This window comes from Labrenzia sp. PHM005 (genome assembly GCF_006517275.1).
Classification (GTDB): Bacteria; Pseudomonadota; Alphaproteobacteria; order Rhizobiales; family Stappiaceae; genus Roseibium.
In genome coordinates this window covers 5,426,657-5,443,913 of the sequence record NZ_CP041191.1, presented here as the reverse complement: position 1 = coordinate 5,443,913, position 17,257 = coordinate 5,426,657, and the positions used below count along the sequence as shown (strand labels likewise).

General features: G+C 53.3%; 11 protein-coding genes. 9 read left to right on the top strand and 2 right to left on the bottom strand.

The annotated features are described in order from the left end of the window. Window positions 1-415 precede the first annotated feature (415 nt). Window positions 416-1,096 carry a response regulator transcription factor gene (locus FJ695_RS24645; protein ID WP_141187913.1) on the top strand — a complete coding sequence of 227 codons (681 nt, stop codon included), beginning with the start codon at window positions 416-418 and terminating at the stop codon, window positions 1,094-1,096. Between the two features lie 363 nt (window positions 1,097-1,459). Further along, on the top strand, window positions 1,460-3,955 hold the full coding sequence (locus FJ695_RS24640) for a bifunctional diguanylate cyclase/phosphodiesterase (RefSeq protein ID WP_141187912.1): 2,496 nt from the start codon (window positions 1,460-1,462) through the stop codon (window positions 3,953-3,955). Window positions 3,956-4,020: 65 nt separating this feature from the next. Here the strand turns inward: FJ695_RS24640 and FJ695_RS24635 are convergent, their stop codons facing one another. Beyond that, entirely contained in the window at window positions 4,021-7,548 is a 3,528-nt protein-coding gene (locus FJ695_RS24635) for a PAS domain-containing hybrid sensor histidine kinase/response regulator (RefSeq protein WP_141187911.1), read from the bottom strand. Window positions 7,549-7,832: 284 nt separating this feature from the next. On the opposite strand from FJ695_RS24635, the gene FJ695_RS24630 reads away from it, so the two are divergent. The 5 genes from FJ695_RS24630 to FJ695_RS24610 all read left to right on the top strand — a co-directional run bounded on the left by FJ695_RS24630 (window position 7,833) and on the right by FJ695_RS24610 (window position 12,315). Next, window positions 7,833-9,005, top strand: coding sequence for a pyridoxal phosphate-dependent aminotransferase (locus FJ695_RS24630; protein WP_141187910.1), 1,173 nt, complete (start codon window positions 7,833-7,835; stop codon window positions 9,003-9,005). Between the two features lie 74 nt (window positions 9,006-9,079). Further along, entirely contained in the window at window positions 9,080-10,234 is a 1,155-nt protein-coding gene (locus FJ695_RS24625; RefSeq protein ID WP_141187909.1) for a nitrogen regulation protein NR(II), read from the top strand. Between the two features lie 43 nt (window positions 10,235-10,277). Continuing rightward, window positions 10,278-10,889, top strand: a complete 612-nt coding sequence (locus FJ695_RS24620; RefSeq protein ID WP_141187908.1) for a response regulator transcription factor — start codon at window positions 10,278-10,280, stop codon at window positions 10,887-10,889. Window positions 10,890-11,029: 140 nt separating this feature from the next. Continuing rightward, on the top strand, window positions 11,030-11,371 hold the full coding sequence (locus FJ695_RS24615; protein WP_141187907.1) for a response regulator: 342 nt from the start codon (window positions 11,030-11,032) through the stop codon (window positions 11,369-11,371). A 230-nt stretch (window positions 11,372-11,601) separates the two neighbouring features. Next, entirely contained in the window at window positions 11,602-12,315 is a 714-nt protein-coding gene (locus FJ695_RS24610) for a Crp/Fnr family transcriptional regulator (protein ID WP_209010803.1), read from the top strand. An 80-nt stretch (window positions 12,316-12,395) separates the two neighbouring features. On the opposite strand, the gene hemN is transcribed toward FJ695_RS24610, so the two are convergent. Further along, window positions 12,396-13,772, bottom strand: a complete 1,377-nt coding sequence (hemN, locus tag FJ695_RS24605) for an oxygen-independent coproporphyrinogen III oxidase (RefSeq protein ID WP_141187906.1) — start codon at window positions 13,770-13,772, stop codon at window positions 12,396-12,398. 336 nt (window positions 13,773-14,108) lie between these two features. Between hemN and FJ695_RS24600 the strand changes: the two genes are divergently transcribed. Together FJ695_RS24600 and FJ695_RS24595 are read left to right on the top strand one after the other, a co-directional pair. Beyond that, window positions 14,109-15,974 carry an Ig-like domain-containing protein gene (locus FJ695_RS24600; RefSeq protein WP_141187905.1) on the top strand — a complete coding sequence of 622 codons (1,866 nt, stop codon included), beginning with the start codon at window positions 14,109-14,111 and terminating at the stop codon, window positions 15,972-15,974. A 189-nt stretch (window positions 15,975-16,163) separates the two neighbouring features. Then, window positions 16,164-17,222 carry an AbrB family transcriptional regulator gene (locus tag FJ695_RS24595; protein WP_141187904.1) on the top strand — a complete coding sequence of 353 codons (1,059 nt, stop codon included), beginning with the start codon at window positions 16,164-16,166 and terminating at the stop codon, window positions 17,220-17,222. Window positions 17,223-17,257 lie beyond the last annotated feature (35 nt).

Genomic DNA, 17,257 nt, shown 5'->3' with positions numbered 1-17,257 from the left:
AGTTTCAATGGTTTTTGAAGTGTTTATTCGAGAGGCTCGTCTCCTGTGGAAAAATGAGTTGTATTCCGCAGCGCTTATGTCAGTTTGCTTCTTGGTTAATCTGTGCCAACCGTAGGCTCCAGTTGCGTTCCGCAGGGAGTTTCCCGTATAAGGGGAAGTATAGTTGCGTTGAATTTTATATAACGCATAGCAACCCTTGGGTGTGGTAAATTGTGCGTCATGCGGTGTGGCTTAGATTCTAGGCCTATAGAGGGTTTGACTTTCAAGGTCTGAATGAGGCACATACTTTCAATAAATACAAACCACGCGGCCTACTAGACGGTATTGGAACGTTACCTGTTTGCGCCAGGAGGATGCGCAAGCTCCGGTTTGTTCAATACTGCCTTCGAATAGGCGGCACTGGGAGGAATAGAACGTGTCGGCGCCAACATATCGCTTTGTTATTGCAGATGATCATCCATTGTTCCGCGGAGCTCTGCGCCAAACGCTCGAATCTCAATATCCGCAGGCTTCGATTGTTGAGGCAGGCGCGCTTGAAGATGTCACCGCACTGTTGGAAAAAGATGGCGACGTCGACCTGATCCTTTTGGATCTGACCATGCCGGGAATGCGCGGATTTTCAGGCCTGATGTATCTCCGGGCCCAATACTCCGGTGTGCCGGTTGTGGTGGTGTCCGCCAATGAAGATCCACAGGCGATCCGGCGGTCGATGGAGTTCGGTGCGTCCGGGTTTATTCCGAAATCGCATGGTATTGAAGTCATTCGTCAGGCGATTGCAGAAGTCATGTCAGGAAGCGTTTGGACACCTCCGGATGTCGATCTCACAGCTGATGATGGCGCAGGCGACTTGGTGCAAAGGCTTGCAACACTGACTCCGCAGCAAGTCCGTGTTCTGATGATGTTGTCAGAAGGGTTGCTGAACAAGCAAATCGCATATGAGCTGTCGGTGTCTGAAGCGACAGTTAAGGCGCATGTGTCGGCTATCTTGCAAAAACTAGGTGTCGAAAGCCGCACCCAAGCCGTGATTGCTGCCTCCAAAATAGAAGCCGGTCAGTGGCAAATCGGCGGAGAAACCTCAGAAGCTGCCGATCTTTAAGCGAGAAATCAATTGTTGGCGGATTCAAGCCTGCAATTTGACGGCTCGTTCGCCGTATAAGCACATACTGTAGGCGTTTCGCCACTTGTGACTGCAGTCGTTGGCCTGCGGCAAGAGCCGCAGGGATGGCCATCTTATATACAATGCTCATACTTTCAACTTTTGGGTAGGGTGTGGGTTTTTCTATTTTCTAAGTTGCTGCAACCGTGTTTCCGCAAAGGTCTCTTTCGGAACTATTTGTTGAATACTCAAAAATATTCTCCTGAGGTTGCTTTCCTTTACCGTAATTTCAGAGGCGGCCATTTAGGCTGTGTATGCGCCTGAGGAAGCGCAGGCATTTTGGGGTGTAGTAGCGGAGTAAACATGCGGTTGGCCGCACACTGGAAAACCATTCTCCAGGTGATTTTGCTGGCGATTTTGAACCCGGCAAGACAAATCTGGCGTTTGAGCCGCCGGAGTACGCGGCGCAAGGTACTCCCTTATCGAAAAACACCAATTCGGCCGTTTCTCATGGCGTTCGGATATCCGGTCGTAGACGAAGCCGTGATGCGGCGGGTTCGTGCCGCTCAAGTCTCCAACGTCTTGCGTTTAACGCCACTGATGATTGCGGGCAATCTGATCAACGCAATGGCGTTGGTTGCCGTCGGATTTGCTGCGGTTCCAATCGGACTTGTTCTCGCCTGGTTCTTGGCCGTCGCTGGTATTTTGTTTCAGATGGCGCTCCAATGGCGCAAGTTTAATCGGCGGCCAATTGAACAAGCTTCAGCGAAAGTCATTGCCCGAGCCGTCCGGCATGCAACGATCCTCAGTGCAGTGTGGGCCGTCGTCCCGGTCGCCGCTTTATCCTTTGGAGATGTTTTCGAATTCTGGGTGTCGTCCATTGTGACGATTGGAATGATTTGTGGTGGTGGTTTTGCGTTAGCGACTGTGCCGCAAGCAGCCTTCCGTTGGCTTCTGGTTCTTTACAGTGTCGGTGTAGCGTGTCTCGTCACAGCCGACATACCGCAGCCTTGGGTTCTGATAACCCTTCTAACCAGTTTTGCATTGATTATCATCGGCAGCGTCGCATCGACGAGCTGGCTTTTCACATCAAATTTTCTCGCCGAAAGCGAGCTCCGTCAGCGCGGCGATCTGATCTCGCTGATGATGAACGAGATTGAAGAAAAAGACAGCGATTGGCTTTGGGAAACCAATGCGTTGGGACGGATTAGCAACATCTCCATCCGGTTCTCAACAGTCGCCGGCCGCAGTTTCAAAGAACTTCGAGCCATGCAAATCACCGATCTGGCAAGTTCCTTAAATTTGCCGGAAGCGCACTGTGCTGCGGAAACTTTGTCGGCTGCAATCGAGAGCAAGTCCGCATTCCGGGCGCTGGAAATCGGTGTTGACGTAAAGGGTGAAGAGCGTTGGTGGTCTTTGGCAGGGGCGCCACTTTATGACGATCAAGGAACCTTCTGCGGGTTTCGGGGGGTCGGCTCCGATATCACTGACGTTCGCCGGGCAAATGCCTTGATTACCCAGTTGGCCGAACAAGATTCCCTGACTGGAATTGCCAATCGCAGCTGGTTCTTGAACCGGTCTGAAGAGATGCTCGCCGAACAAATGAAGAGCGGTGATAAATCGCTAACATTGTTTCTTATCGATCTCGATAACTTCAAAGTTGTCAACGATACAAGCGGACATCCCGCCGGCGATGAGCTGCTGAAACAGGTGGCCAAACGGTTCACATCCATTAGCGAAGGACGGACGGTTCTTGCCCGTTTTGGTGGCGATGAATTTGCAGCGCTCGGTAGTTTCGCCAGCGATGAGGAAGCACAGGCTTTTGCCGATGAACTTGTCCAGGTTGCCCGCAAACCTTTTTCCATTTGCCACCGGGAATTCGCTGTAGGCGCGACGGTTGGCTTTACCCGTCTCTGCAATGCAAACGGTACCGTCGACGATTTGATGCGTGAAGCGGATATTGCGCTTTATAAAGCAAAGGAAACCGGCCGAGGACGGGCTTTGGCGTTTGCCGAGGAAATGCAACTGGAAGTGCGCGAGCGCCGGGAGCTGGAAACAGATCTGCGAGAAGCGTTTGAAAACGGCAAGCTCGATGTTGAATTCCAGCCGATTGTGGACGCCCGATCGGGCAAAGTCATCTCAAGTGAAGTTCTCGTTCGCTGGCAGCACCCACAACGAGGCGATGTCGGACCAGATGTTTTCATACCGATTGCGGAACATGCAGGCTTAATTCTGCCCTTAGGTGCTTGGGTTCTGGACAAAGCGTGTCGAATAGCGGCGCGCTGCCCGGATCTCGAAACTGTTGCGGTCAACCTGTCTGCGGTCCAGTTCATGGACCCAAATCTGGTGGAGACGATTTCTGACGTATTGATGGAAACTGGATTTCCCGGAGAGCGACTGGTGCTTGAGATCACGGAATCCGTTTTTCTGAAAGATGTTGGTTCGGCATCCGACAAATTGCAGCAGTTGAAGGATATGGGTATCCGGATTGCATTGGATGATTTCGGCACAGGGTATTCATCACTCCTCTATTTGCGCCAATATAACTTTGACAAAATAAAGATCGACAAGTCCTTCGTTGATGAAATTGGAGAGCAGAGTGAAGGGTTGGCGATTATCTCCGCGATAATTGCTTTGGCCCACAATATTGGCCTGGAAGTAACGGCTGAGGGCGTGGAACGCCAATTCCAGGTAGACGCATTGCGTACCCTCGGATGCGACAATCTACAGGGTTATTACTTCGGCAGACCGAATGCCGACCCGATGAAAATCACCGCCGTCAGAAAAGAAGCCTGGGAAGACAGGGCACCTAGTACAGCGCCAGGCAATCGCAAAAGGGTGACAGCTGGCCAGGACTAGCCCCCAGCAACGCGTGAACAGGCGTCCAGACCGGGTGTTTTTGACCGTACTATCTCAACAGAAACCTACTCAGCGGCTGTTTGATCAGCCTGACAGCGGCCCAAATGGGCGCGCAGGGCCGCCGGCTTCAGCGGCTTGTTGAAGAAAGCAATCCCCTTGTCTGAAGCCTCTGTCCGCACCGCTCGGCTTCTGTCTGCTGTAATCAGGATTGCTGGAATGTGGCTGCCAAACTTCCAGCGAAGTTTGACGATTGCCTCAATACCGGTGCCATTGTCGAGGTGATAATCTGCCAGGATCACATCCGGCGTAAAACCGGCATGATTGAGCAGCGTTGCAGCCTGTGCATCATCACATGCCGTCACCACTTTACAATTCCAGTTGGTGAGTAGGTGGCGCATGCCTGAAAGGATGTCTGGTTCGTTGTCGATAGCAACTACGCAAAGACCGTCCAGCTGACTGACACTCGCACTTGGTTGCGGGGCAGGTTGATGCTCGGGCACCGGCGCCGTGCGCGGCAACTCGACTGTGAAGCAGGAGCCTTTTCCCAGTTCCGACTTCAGATCCACGTTATGTTTGAGAACATGGCTGATGCGTTCAACAATGGACAAGCCCAAACCCAGTCCTTTTGCGACACGCATGCCGTCGTCAAGACGATGGAATTCCTGAAAAATCGCTTTTTGTTTGGTTTCTGGAATGCCGAGGCCGGTATCATGCACCTCCACCAAAACCTGGTTTTCCTTAAGCCGGCAGCCGACAAGAACCCGGCCCTCTGCCGTATATTTGATAGCATTTGAAACTAGGTTTTGCAGTAGGCGACGCAACAAGCGCCTGTCAGTCCGGATCGAGGCGCTGGTGTGCACGATCTTAAGGTCCAGTCCCTTTTCCGCGGCGATCGGTTTGAACTCCAGCTCCAAACCTTTCAGGAGGTCGTCAAGGCGGAAGACGGTTGGTTCCGGTTTTAAGGCACCTGTATCGAGGCGGGAGATATCCATCACCGCGCCGAGAATATCCTCGACCGACTCAAGTGCCGATTCCACGTTCTTAACCAAGGTGCCGTTGTCGCCGTCTGAAAGCTTGTCGACAAGGACCGAGGAGTAAAGCCGGGCGGCATTGAGTGGTTGCAGGATGTCATGGCCCGCAGCTGCAAGGAACCGCGTCTTGCCAATATTGGCTTCTTCAGCCGCGTGTGTCGCTTCAACAAGGCGGTCGTTCACATGAGTGAGTTCTTCCGTACGTTCCCGGACACGGCGTTCCAAGGTTTCATTGGCTTTGGCAAGCGCTTCTTCCGCCATCACCCGTTCGGTAATGTCAGTGTAGGTCGTTACGATCCCGCCATCAGGCATCGGGCTGATCCGGACTTCCAGAACTGTCCCACTCGCGTGCAGCCTTTCTTGATAGGTTTCCTGGACAATGACAAGTTTCTGAATGCGGTCCTCAACGATCACTTCAACCGGTCCAGAGCCATGTTCTCCACGCTCGGCGTTGTAGCGTAAGATCTCATCGAGGGCGGTGCCAACCTGGCCATATTCCGCCGGCAGCCCTAACAGATCGCGGAATTGCCGGTTCCAGCAGATCAGCCGCAGATCGCGATCAAAAACGCCAATGCCCTGACGGACCTGATTAAGCGCAGTTTGCAGCAGATCCCGGTTGTGCTGGATCGCCATGGAGGCATCATCAAGCAGTTTAACCGCGCCTTTTGTCGACGGATCGTGCCGCTTGAGCATCAAAGTCAAAACCAGCCGAGCGGAGGCTGCGCCGATGGCGCTGGCTAGGAGTTGCTCGGAAAACCGCAACAGATTGGCATCTGCAAGCGTGTTGGGTTCAACGGATATACCGCGCTCTCTTGCAAATCGCCGGAAGGATCGGGCAGTGCGTTCCTCGCCAAGATAGCGGGCAACTGTGGCCTGAAGATCGCCGGCTGTGACAGTTGTGCGCCAGTACCTGAGGTTTGGAGAGGGAGCCAATTCGGCCGGAACAAAGACGTTTGCCTGCAATGTTTCTGAGGGCAGCGGTTTGCGCAGCAATGAACCTGTGACGAACAAAAGAAGATTGATGCCAAGGCTCCAGAGGGTGCCGTGAATAAACGGATCCGCGTTAATTCCGAACAGGGATTCCGGTCTCAATCCGCTGATGCCAAAGGGACCCGAAAAAAGGATAGTGTCGGAGATGAGGCCGGACTGCGCGAATGTTGGTAGCAAAAGCGTGTAGCCCCACAGGAAAAAGCCGCCGCTTAGTCCTGCGAGCGCACCGGTGGCCGTTGCCCGGCGCCAATAGAGCGCACCAACAAAGGCGGGTGCAAATTGTGCGATAGCAGCAAAGGATAAGAGGCCAATAGAGACAAGAGCCGCGGTGTCACCGGCAGCCCGGTAATATGCATACGCAAGGAGCAGAATCGCGAAAATCGCCAGCCGGCGGATGGTCATAAGCCGCTTGCTCAAATCACGGCCGCGCACGTTCACCAATTCCTCTTCGCCATGGCCGCGCAACATCAAGGGCACGACAATGTCATTGGAGATCATGATTGCGAGTGCGACGGCTGCCACGATCACCATAGCTGTTGCCGCGGACAGGCCACCGATAAAGGCGAAAAGAGCAAGCCATTGCTGGCCCGCATCCATTGGCAAAGCCAAAACGAAGGTGTCAGGATTGACGTCTTGGCCAAAGCGCAGCAATCCGGCAGCCGCGATGGGTATGACAAACAGGTTGATCAGAACCAGATAGACAGGAAACAGCCAAATCGCGCGGCGCAGTTCACCGTCTGAGTTGTTCTCCGTGACGGTCACATGAAACTGCCGGGGCAGCAGCAGAACCGCAAATGCGGAGAGTGTCGACATCACCACCCAATTGCTCATTTGGATGGGTTGGTCGAATATCGCAGCAACTTCTGGTGCTTCAGTAATGGCGCGAACGAGATCGAATGGACCGCCAAACAGACCGTAGGTCACCCAAATACCAACAGCGAGGAAGGCGATCAGCTTGACAATCGCTTCCGCGGCAATCGCCAGCATCAACCCTTCCTGGTGTTCGGTTGCGTCAATATGACGAGTGCCAAAAGCCCAGCCGAAGATCGCCATTCCAAGCGCGATCAACAAGGTGATGTCATCAAATACCGGGATTAGAAAATCGGACGGTGAAATCAAGGGCCCGACCATTGTGGTGATCGAGAGTGACACTGCCTTAAGCTGCAAGGCGATGTAAGGAATAATGCCGATAACCGCTATCAGGGTGGCAAGCGCAGCTACGGATTGGCTTTTGCCATAACGCGCACCGATGAAGTCAGCGATTGATGTGATGCTTTCAGCCTTGGAAATATGAATGATTCGGCGCAGCAAGGGGTAACCGAGCGCAAAAACCAGGATGGGACCAATATAAATCGTTAGAAATTCAATGCCGTTTCGGCTGGCATTTCCGACCGATCCGAAAAACGTCCAGGATGTGCAATAGACGGACAGAGAAAGCGCATAAATCATAGGCCGCCCACCAGCGCGCAGGCGCGGAACCTTTCTTGCCATGCGGTCGCCATAACTTGCTATGGCAAACAGCAACAGGATGTAAACTCCTGCAGCCAGTATAACGAGCCATCCGTGCAACATAGTCTGGCGGTTTTCCTCCCGGGTGGCGTTTGAGCGATTGTAACCTAGGAATTGCCGCCAACGGTCAATTCAAGGCTTTTTTGCCACTGTCAGCGGGATCGGACCACAGCTTGATGGCGATGTCTATTCGCCATGCGGCGAAGGAGCCGTTGCGGTTGAAGTTTAGTTCTAGTTTTCGAGGAACAATCAGCCTTTGTGAAGTTTAGTTCAAAGCATTTCATGAGTTCTTTGCGCGCATTGCGGCTAAGTTAGGAATGAATCCCAAGCCTGCAGAGGACCACAATTTGACTGCTCTATTCGACAAGTTGAGCCCTGAGAGCCGGCATGCGCCGGAAAGCGGTATTGTTGAAGTGTTCAATGCCGGATGGGGGCGGGAAGACCTGATTCCGCTCTGGGCAGGTGAGGGGGATTTGCCGACACCGGACTTTATTTGCGCCGCAGCCAAACAATCGCTGGACGCTGGTGAGACTTTTTATACATTTCAGCGCGGTATCCCGGAGCTCCGCGAAGCTTTGGCCGACTATCATCAGGCACTCTATAGCCGCAAGTTTTCAGCCGAACGCTTCTTTGTGACCGGATCTGGTATGCAATCCATCCAGCTTGCTGTCCAGGCGCTGGCCTCGGCCGGAGATGAAGTGCTCGTTCCAACTCCGGCCTGGCCCAATATTGAAGCAGCCGTAGGATTACGGGGCGCCGTGCCGGTATCAGTGCCGATGCGGCTGGAAAACAGTGGCTGGCGTCTGGATATTACTGACCTGGAAGCGGCCATCACACCTAAGACAGTCGCGATTTTCTTGAATACCCCCTGCAATCCCTCTGGTTGGGTTGCCGATGAAGAGTCGCTGAAGGAAGTCCTCAATCTGGCCCGCAAACATGGTTTGTGGATCATTGCTGATGAAATCTATGCGCTTTTTTATTATGGCGCAGGCCCTCGAGCGCCGTCCTTTTTTGACATCGCCGAAGACGATGATCAGATCATCTACGTGAATTCTATGTCCAAGAACTGGGCGATGACTGGATGGCGGGTTGGCTGGATATCTGCGCCACCGGAGCTCGGGCAGGTAATTGAGAATCTTATTCAGTATTCAACTTCCGGAGTGCCCGCGTTTTCCCAAAGAGCTGCCTTAACCGCTTTGCGCGATGGACAGCCGTTTTTGGATAAACAGGTACAACTCGCGCGTGAGGGGCGGGATTGCGTTGTCGGCGGACTTGGCGCGTTGGATCGCATCAAGTTGTCTGCGCCACAAGGCGCGTTTTACCTGTTTTTCTCCATTGATGGGATTACAGATACGCGTCAATTCGCGATGGATTGTGTACGCCAGACCGGTGTTGGGCTGGCGCCGGGTACAGCTTTTGGCGCTGGGGGCGAAAACCATATCCGCTTGTGTTTCGCCCGCAGCCGGGGTGACCTTGAGGAAGCTATTCAGAGAATTAGCGTTTGGTTGCCAGAGATTTAGATTAAAGACGGGTTGCTGGACTAAGTGAAAATCCGTAAAGCTTGATGGGAGATGAATTCCATCGGGGTTTTGGGATGGCTGAAGACAGTGTGATCGACAGAGGTGATGTTGCCGCGGCAATATCAGAAGCACGCTTGGACAGCGTGTTTAATACCGCTGTCGATGGCATCATTGTCATCAACGCCAAATGCCAGATTTTGGCGTTTAACAAAGCGTGCGAAAAGCTGTTCGGGTTTTGCGCTTCAGAGTTGCTCGGCGAAAATGTGACCCGGATTATGCCGTTCGACTACGCTAACGCGCATGACCGCTATGTCCAAAACTATCTTGATACGGGTCAGAAGAAGATCATCGGCATCGGCCGGGAAGTGCAGGGTCAACACAAGGACGGCACAGTATTCCCCGTAGAGTTGTCCGTCGGCGAGGCGTCGACACCTGAAGGCCGGCAGTTCATCGGCATTCTCAGAGATTTGCGTCCGCGAAAACAAATTGAGGATCGTTTGCAAAAAGCGCAGGCCCAGTTGGTGCATATGACCCGGCTCAGCGCTCTGGATGAAATGGGCGCGGCAATCGCTCATGAACTCAATCAGCCGCTCACGGCGGTTATGCTCTATCTGCAGTCTGTCTCCCGGAAGGCAGCGTCTGACGACAGTATCTCGCCGCAGATCCTTGATGTGATTTCAAAAGCTGTCCGGGAAGCGGAGCGGGCGAGTGAAATCATCCAGCGGATGCGTCAGTTGGTCGAGCGAAAAGCCCCGGAGCGCACAGCCATTGATGTGGCTGAGCTGGTGGCGGCTTGCTTGGAAATGGCGGAACTGGGCAGCGGAGAAGATTCTTCGGTCCTGGCATCAGAGGTTGAAGACAACTTGCCGCCGCTCATGGCGGATCCGGTTCAAATTCGCCAAATCCTAATCAACCTCATACGCAATGCGCGGGAAGCGATCGCGGATCAAGAACATAAGAAAGTGACTTTGTCTGTCCGATTGGGCGGTGAAGGATTGGAATTCCGCGTAAAAGATAATGGTCCAGGGGTCTCTGCAGAGGTCGCAGAAGTGCTCTTCCGGGCATTTAGCGGTGGCAAACACAAAGGTGTTGGCCTGGGATTGGCGATTTCCCGGTCCATTGCACAAAATCACGGTGGAGACTTGAGGCTTGAGCAGACAGACCCTGGCGAGGGGGCATCCTTTCTCTTAACGCTGCCAGTCATGTCTGAAGAAACCTTGCAGGAATAAGTGCCGCCAGCCGGTGCGAAAGGCAACAAAAGGAATTTTTTCGATGAAAGCGAACGCAGATGCCATTTACATTGTTGATGACGATGCTGCGGTGCGTGATGCCTTGTCAGTTCTCTTCAACATGGAAGGCTACATAGTCGAGACTTTCACGGATGGAGATGCATTTATTCAGTCGGCCAGCAAAACGGTGCCGGCGTGTGTCATGCTTGACGTTCATATGCCCGGCCGGTCCGGAATTGAAATTCTGAAGGCTCTGAACGCAGAAAACTATCCAGCTCCCATCTTCATTATCTCCGGGCAAGGCGACATTCCAATGGCTGTCGAAGCGATCCGCAATGGGGCCTTCGACTTTATTGAGAAGCCGTTCTCCGCCGATTCGGTTCTGGAAAGAGTCCGCGACAGCATTGCAACCATGAAGCAGCGGCAGTCGGGTGAAGAAACATTATCGTTCCAAGGGGCTGACCTTTTGACCCGGCGGGAACAGGAAGTTTTGAAGGAAATCACCGGCGGCGCGTCCAACAAGGAAGCCGGGCGTTCTTTGAACATTAGCCCACGGACGGTTGAGGTTCACCGGGCACGAATCATGGAAAAACTTGGTGCCCGCAATGCTGCTGACCTCGTGCGCATAGTTTTGGGTCATGGTACAGCCGGTTAGCAGCAGTTTTCAAAGAAACTTGGCCGCTTAAGTGTACGTATTCGTGCGACAACGTATTACTGCGTACATCAGCTGAAGAGGAATTCGCGTATTTATAGATAGGGGATGGTAATAGGGCTAGTCCCGAAGGAATTTGCTTGGTGGTTGTACACATTGTTGAAGATGATGAAGCAGTCGCGGATGCGCTAGCGATAGTGCTCGGTGAACTCAATTATCATCCAGCAGTCTACAGTGATGGCGAAACGTTCTTAACCGAGGCAGAAGTGTCGGCGGATGACTTGGTCATTCTCGACCTTGGTTTGCCTGGTATGAGCGGCGTTGAGGTTGCTCGACAGCTTAATTCCCGCACCGAGCCTCCCCGCATAATAGCCATATCTGGTAAGCCGCAGGCCCGATTAAACCGGCATATGCAAAACCTTCCTGGCATGACTGTGCTCCGCAAGCCGCTGTCAATAGAGACGCTGGCCGACGCTGTGTCATAATGGCCTGCGTCGGAATTACTCATATGTAGTTCCTCTTACGCAGACACCCTAATTTCTCCTTCAAGATCTGATAGATAGAGTTCAACCTGCAAATTGCGGAACGTCGGACGGGACGTTTTGCAGAATGGTTGGGGCTATGGTCCGCTTGGCGCTATCCGAGCAGGTCATTACAACACCGGCCATTGTCATAGCCAGAATACGGCGCGCGGATCTGCGCGAAGGAGGGACAGATGGCATATACTGATGCAGGAAGCTACGGACACGGCGCAGGTGCGAGCCGGACGGCTGCTGCGATGTGTGCAACCGAGCAGGCATCATTTGAGGATTTCGGCGCAAAGCGGGCTCATTTCGAGACACATGCTGTAATCTACTATGAAGGCGATCCAGCCAAGCGCCTCTATGAGCTGGTGAGTGGAACGGTGATGCTCTACAAGCTTTTGCCGGACGGCCGCCGCCAGGTTGTCGAAGTGTTGCGTCCAGGTGACCTATTTGGTTTCTCCGGGACAGAGGAAAACGATTGCACGGCCGAAACGCTCACCGACGCGCAAGTTAACGAGATTTCGCTGAAACAGGTTGAGAATTCTTCTGAATTGCAGCGCCTCCTGACCAAAAGCCTCACCAATCAAATGCGGCTCCTGCACGAACACGCCGTTTTGCTTGGGCGGAAATCTGCAGTGGAGCGGGTCGCCAGTTTCCTGATACACCTTGTTCCTGATCGCGGCGGACTTGGATGTGTTGGGCCGAATGATGGTTCGGCAGATGGATTCGATCTTCAACTGCATATGACACGTCAGGAAATTGCCGATTATCTCGGATTGACCATTGAAACCGTCAGCCGGGTGGTGTCGGACATGAAGCGCCGCGGCATTATTCGTGTCGACCGCTCTGACAAGATCCACCTGAACAAAGTGTGCGGTCTGTGCCAAATGACTGGAATGCACTAAGTTCCTATTTCAGTATTTGATTGAAACAAAAAGGCCGGTGATTTTCACCGGCCTTTTTGTGTTTGCTACCAGCTCACCATTTAAATTGCCGCTGAATGGCGCGCTGTACCGCTTGCCTGGCTATCCGCCAAATAGGCGTCGAATGCGGCGGCTGCGAGCCGGACATAGGGCCGTCCCCGGTCAGTCACCCGCACTTTTGTGCCATTGCCGAATTCCCGGTCGATTTGCACCAACCCGTCTGCTGCCAGTTCATTCAAGGATGTGAGCGACGATTCCAAATCCTGAAGCCCAGTGTCGAAGGTGGCGCAGACCTCGTCGAGATCACAGGCATAGCTTGTCATCAGTTCTTCGATGATTTTGCCGCGCAGACGGTCATCGGTGGAGAGCGCCAAACCTTTGGAAACCGGCAGATTGCCGGCTTCGATTGCCCGGTGCCAGCTGCCGACATCCGGCAGGTTTTGTACAAAGCCGCTGCTTAGCTTGCCAATAGAGGAGACACCGAAGCCGATAAGTTGTTCGCCCTGATCAGTTGTGTATCCCTGGAAGTTGCGTTTCAGAGAACCGTCGTTAAGGGCGATGGCCATGCTGTCATCCGGCCGGGCGAAGTGATCCAGCCCAACTGCAACATAGCCAGCATCCAATAGTTTTGCGCGTGCCAAGTCGGCAAGTGCGATCCGCTCAGCGGCAGACGGCAGTGTCGCTTCATCGATCAACCGCTGATGTTTGCGCATCCAAGGGACATGGGCATAGCCGAACAACGCAATCCGGCCCGGCTTGAGAGACAAGGTCTTTTCGACCGTATCAAGTATGGTCTCTTCGCTCTGGCCCGGCAGGCCGTACATCAGGTCGAAATTGAGCGCATCCAGACCAGCATCTCGTAAGTAGCCGGTTGTTTTTGCGACCACTTCGTAGGGTTGAACCCGGCCAATCGCCTTTTGTACGTCTAGATCAAAGTCCTGAACGCCAAGGCTGGCCCGATTGACGCCCACCTGAACCAAAGTTTCAGCAAGTGGTTGGGTAACCAGGCGCGGATCCAGTTCAATGGCATGTTCAAGTTCTGGGTCGAACGTAAACAGCTTCCGCATCAAACCAGTCAATTCGACCAGACTTTCCCTAGGCAAAAGGCTTGGAGTGCCGCCGCCCCAGTGGATGTGTTTGACTGGGCCGCTCTGCTCTAGATGCGTTGCAGTCAACTCAATCTCACGGCACAGCGTATCTGCATAGGCCTTCAATGGGGCGTCCTGGCGGGTCGCCTTGGTATGGCAGCCGCAATAATGACAAATCTCCCGGCAGTAGGGCACGTGCAAATAAAGGGAAAGCGTATCTTGAGGTCCGATGGATTGCAGCCAATCGGCATAGACATCGGCCGAAACCCCACCGTGAAAATGCGGTGCGGTTGGATAGCTGGTGTAGCGCGGTACGTTGCGCATGGCGTAGGAGAGCGTATCTGTCGTCATGGCGCCACTATCGAATGATCTCTCAGGCTGCGCCTTGATATCCCTCAAGCGGCCGCGCTGCAGTTTTCCTCAAGTGAATCTGGCTGACGAATGGGTTGCAACGATCTTCAGAGTTCGTTTTGTGTTCATTGTCTAAATAGGGCGCGATGGCATTAAGGTCCCGGTTTCTTTAGAAAAAAGGTCGGATAATCGGCAAATATATGCCTGGAATAAATAGCAGGAGGCAATTTTAAAGTTTTACATCTATATGTATTTATCGACAATATTTGCAATTAAAAATTGAATGATATCGCTCAGCTCGTCTTTTGATTTGATTCTCAATTGGAAGGGCTGAACATGACACTAAATTCGGAAGATTTTCGCATCCAAACCGAACAGACCGAGACGGGTTTGGAGGCATTGATCGATATCGACATCCGCTTGGATTTGGCGAGTTTGTCTGCTGGTCTGGATGCGATGACCGGCAATGCCGCAGCGCTGCTCGAGGAGCGGGCAGCGGGAGCTTCGCCTGTGGCTAGCGCACCAGCCATTGAAGGGGAGCTGGCTGAAGAAGAAGCCGCGTTTGCAATGATGGCGCCCATGGCAGCGATGTCTTCGGGGGGCAACAGTGCGCCGGTTGCACAGGCGACATGGGCTGTCGCCAATGAAAATGGAGGAGATGTCGTTTTTACACCTCTTTTCACGGATTCAGACCCCGAGGACACACACACCATTACATTCGATCTCGGCTTTAGCCTGTCCGCGACACTGGTATTGGACAACGGCGATGGTACGTACACGTTCCAGGCAAATGATTCCTATGATTATCTGACTGAGGGTCAATTCGCGTACGACAATTTCAATTTCACCGTCACTGACAACTCAGGTGCCAGCTCAACGAATACACTGACCATCGTTTACTCAGGTGAAAATGATGCGCCGGTTGCCGTAAGCGCATTTGGATCAGCCCTTGCCTCTGACGCGACAGCGTCCGTTCCGCTCCTGATCACCGATGCTGATCAATTTGATACACACACTGTCGCATTCTTCGATCTGGCGACTGGCCAGTCCGCCGATCAATATGTGACCGGAACGCTAGGAAATGGGCCGTCCCTCTATACCTTCACCCCGCAGCAGGACTACAGCTTCTTGGCGGCGGGGCAGAGTGTGACGGAGGCTTATCGCTACGTCGTTACAGATTCAGCTGGCGGGACCTCCGAAGCGCTTGCAATGGTGACTTGGGACGGTGTCAATGATGCGCCGGTCGCGCAGGATATGACGGTGAATGTCAATGAGGGGGATGGTCAGATCACCTTTGCCCTGAATGGCATTGATCCGGATGCCGGGGACTTTTTAACCTATTGGGTGGACCCCTGGGCAGGTCCGGACGGGCCAATTGGTCCGGGCACTTTGACATCTCATCCGGATGGCACTGTCACCTATGATTTCGGCGATTTTTACGATTATCTGGGAGCCGGACAAACTGCCATCGAGACGTTTTTCTATTCGGTAACCGATAGTTTTGGTGAAAGCAGCATGGCGACTGGTACGATCGTCATTCAGGGAGAGGGCAGTGCGCCAGTTGCAGGCGATATCTATCTCTTGGCCTCCGAAAACGATACGTCTGCCAGTGCGCTGCTACCGAGTGCCGGTACTGGCGGCATCGACACGATCGAATTCTATAAGGTCGAAGGCGGTATGCGCGGCGCCCAAGTCTTCCCGTCCGAGACACCGAGCGGTGCAGAGACGCTCTACGGCTTCGATAGCCAGATGAATTACGACTACCTCCTGCTGGGAGAAACGGTTACTGAGATCTACGAATACGTGCCGATCGAAAACGGTGTGGAGGGTTCAAACCAGCAGATTTATGTCACCTATGAAGGTGAGGACGATGCGCCTGTCGCCAATAACTTCGGCATTACGGTTTCAGAAGATGATCTGGCGTTCAATTTCACACCGGATTTCCTTGACCCGGATGCCAATGACTATCACACGGTGACGTTCATGCCGGGTGGTACGCATCCACCTTCCGGGTTGACCGATGTCTACGATAACTTTGACGGCACATTCAGATATGCCAATGATTTTGATGCTTTTGGCTATTTGAATGATGGAGAGACTGCAACGGAAACGTTCGAGTTCACCGTTACCGACAGCAATTGGCAGTCTTCAACAGCGATCATGACCGTCACGATTGTGGGCCAAGAAGATCCCATCATCTAGGGTCCAGACCATCTTACGGCGACATTGAAAGAAGAACAGCCCGGCCGAAACGGCCGGGCTTTGTTTGTTCTGGTTGGGGGGGCTCAGAGCCGATTTTCGACAAGAGGATATCTTGATCGATACAATCAATCATGAACGGCACGGTCTGGAGGTTTATAGTCGGTCACCGGACCAAAAGGGTGACAGCGAATGAATTCAACCTCCGGGATTGTAACAGTAAGGCGGTTTTTGGTGACGGTGGCCATCGCGGCAATCGGCGGATGGTTGTTTCATCTTGCCGGTCTTCCTGCGGCCTGGCTATCCGGTGGGATGGTTCTCGTTGCTGTCATGACACTTGCGGGCGTACCCACGGTGATGCCGGCCAAAGTCCGGGACGGGTTGTTTGTGCTTCTGGGGATTTCCATGGGGGCCGGTGTACGCCCTGAGGTGGTCGACCGGATTGGTGAGTGGCCGTTGTCGATGGCGTTTTTGCTCGTTGCCGTCATATGCATCACCGCGGCCGGATACACAGTTCTTCGCTACATTGCTCATTGGCCCAAGGAAACCGCCTTCTTTGGCGCGATACCAGGAACACTGTCTTATGTGATTGCATTGGCGACCGAACGTGGCGCCGATTTGCCACGAATTGCGTCGACACAATCGGTTCGGCTTTTTGTGCTGGTTGCTCTGCTGCCATATGCGCTCATGTCGACGAATGGAACACAAACCTCGTTGGCGGAAACAGTTTTGGAACCTGGCCTACAGGATTATCTGATCGGGGCACCGTTGTGCGTCCTGGCAAGTGTCCTGGCTGTCGCTGCTCGTGTGCCAGGCGGTTGGATGACAGGGGCGTTTTTGATGAGCGCCGGGTTGAATGCGTCTGGTTTGGTGACCTTAGCTCTGCCCGGACCGCTCATGCTGGTCTGTTTTATGATGATGGGCGCTCTGATCGGATGCCGGTTCAATGAAATGACTTTCCGGGAATTCTTGCGTGTTTTGATGGCGTCTATAGCCGCATTCACTGCAGCCTTTGCCACATCGGTTCTGTTTGCGACTGCAGTGTCGCACATGATGGAGATCCCCTTCGGTCAGGCCCTTCTTGCCTTTGCGCCTGGTGGATTGGAGGTTATGACGCTATTGGCCTTTATGCTGGACCTGGATCCAGCGTTTGTTGCAGCTCATCAAATCGTCAGATTCACAGGAATGGTACTGTTGCTGCCCTGGGTGACCAGCTTGTTTTTCTGGCGGACGTCTCCGTCTCAAAACTAGGTCTGGCTAAGAGAGCCCGCGAGGGGGATTTAATA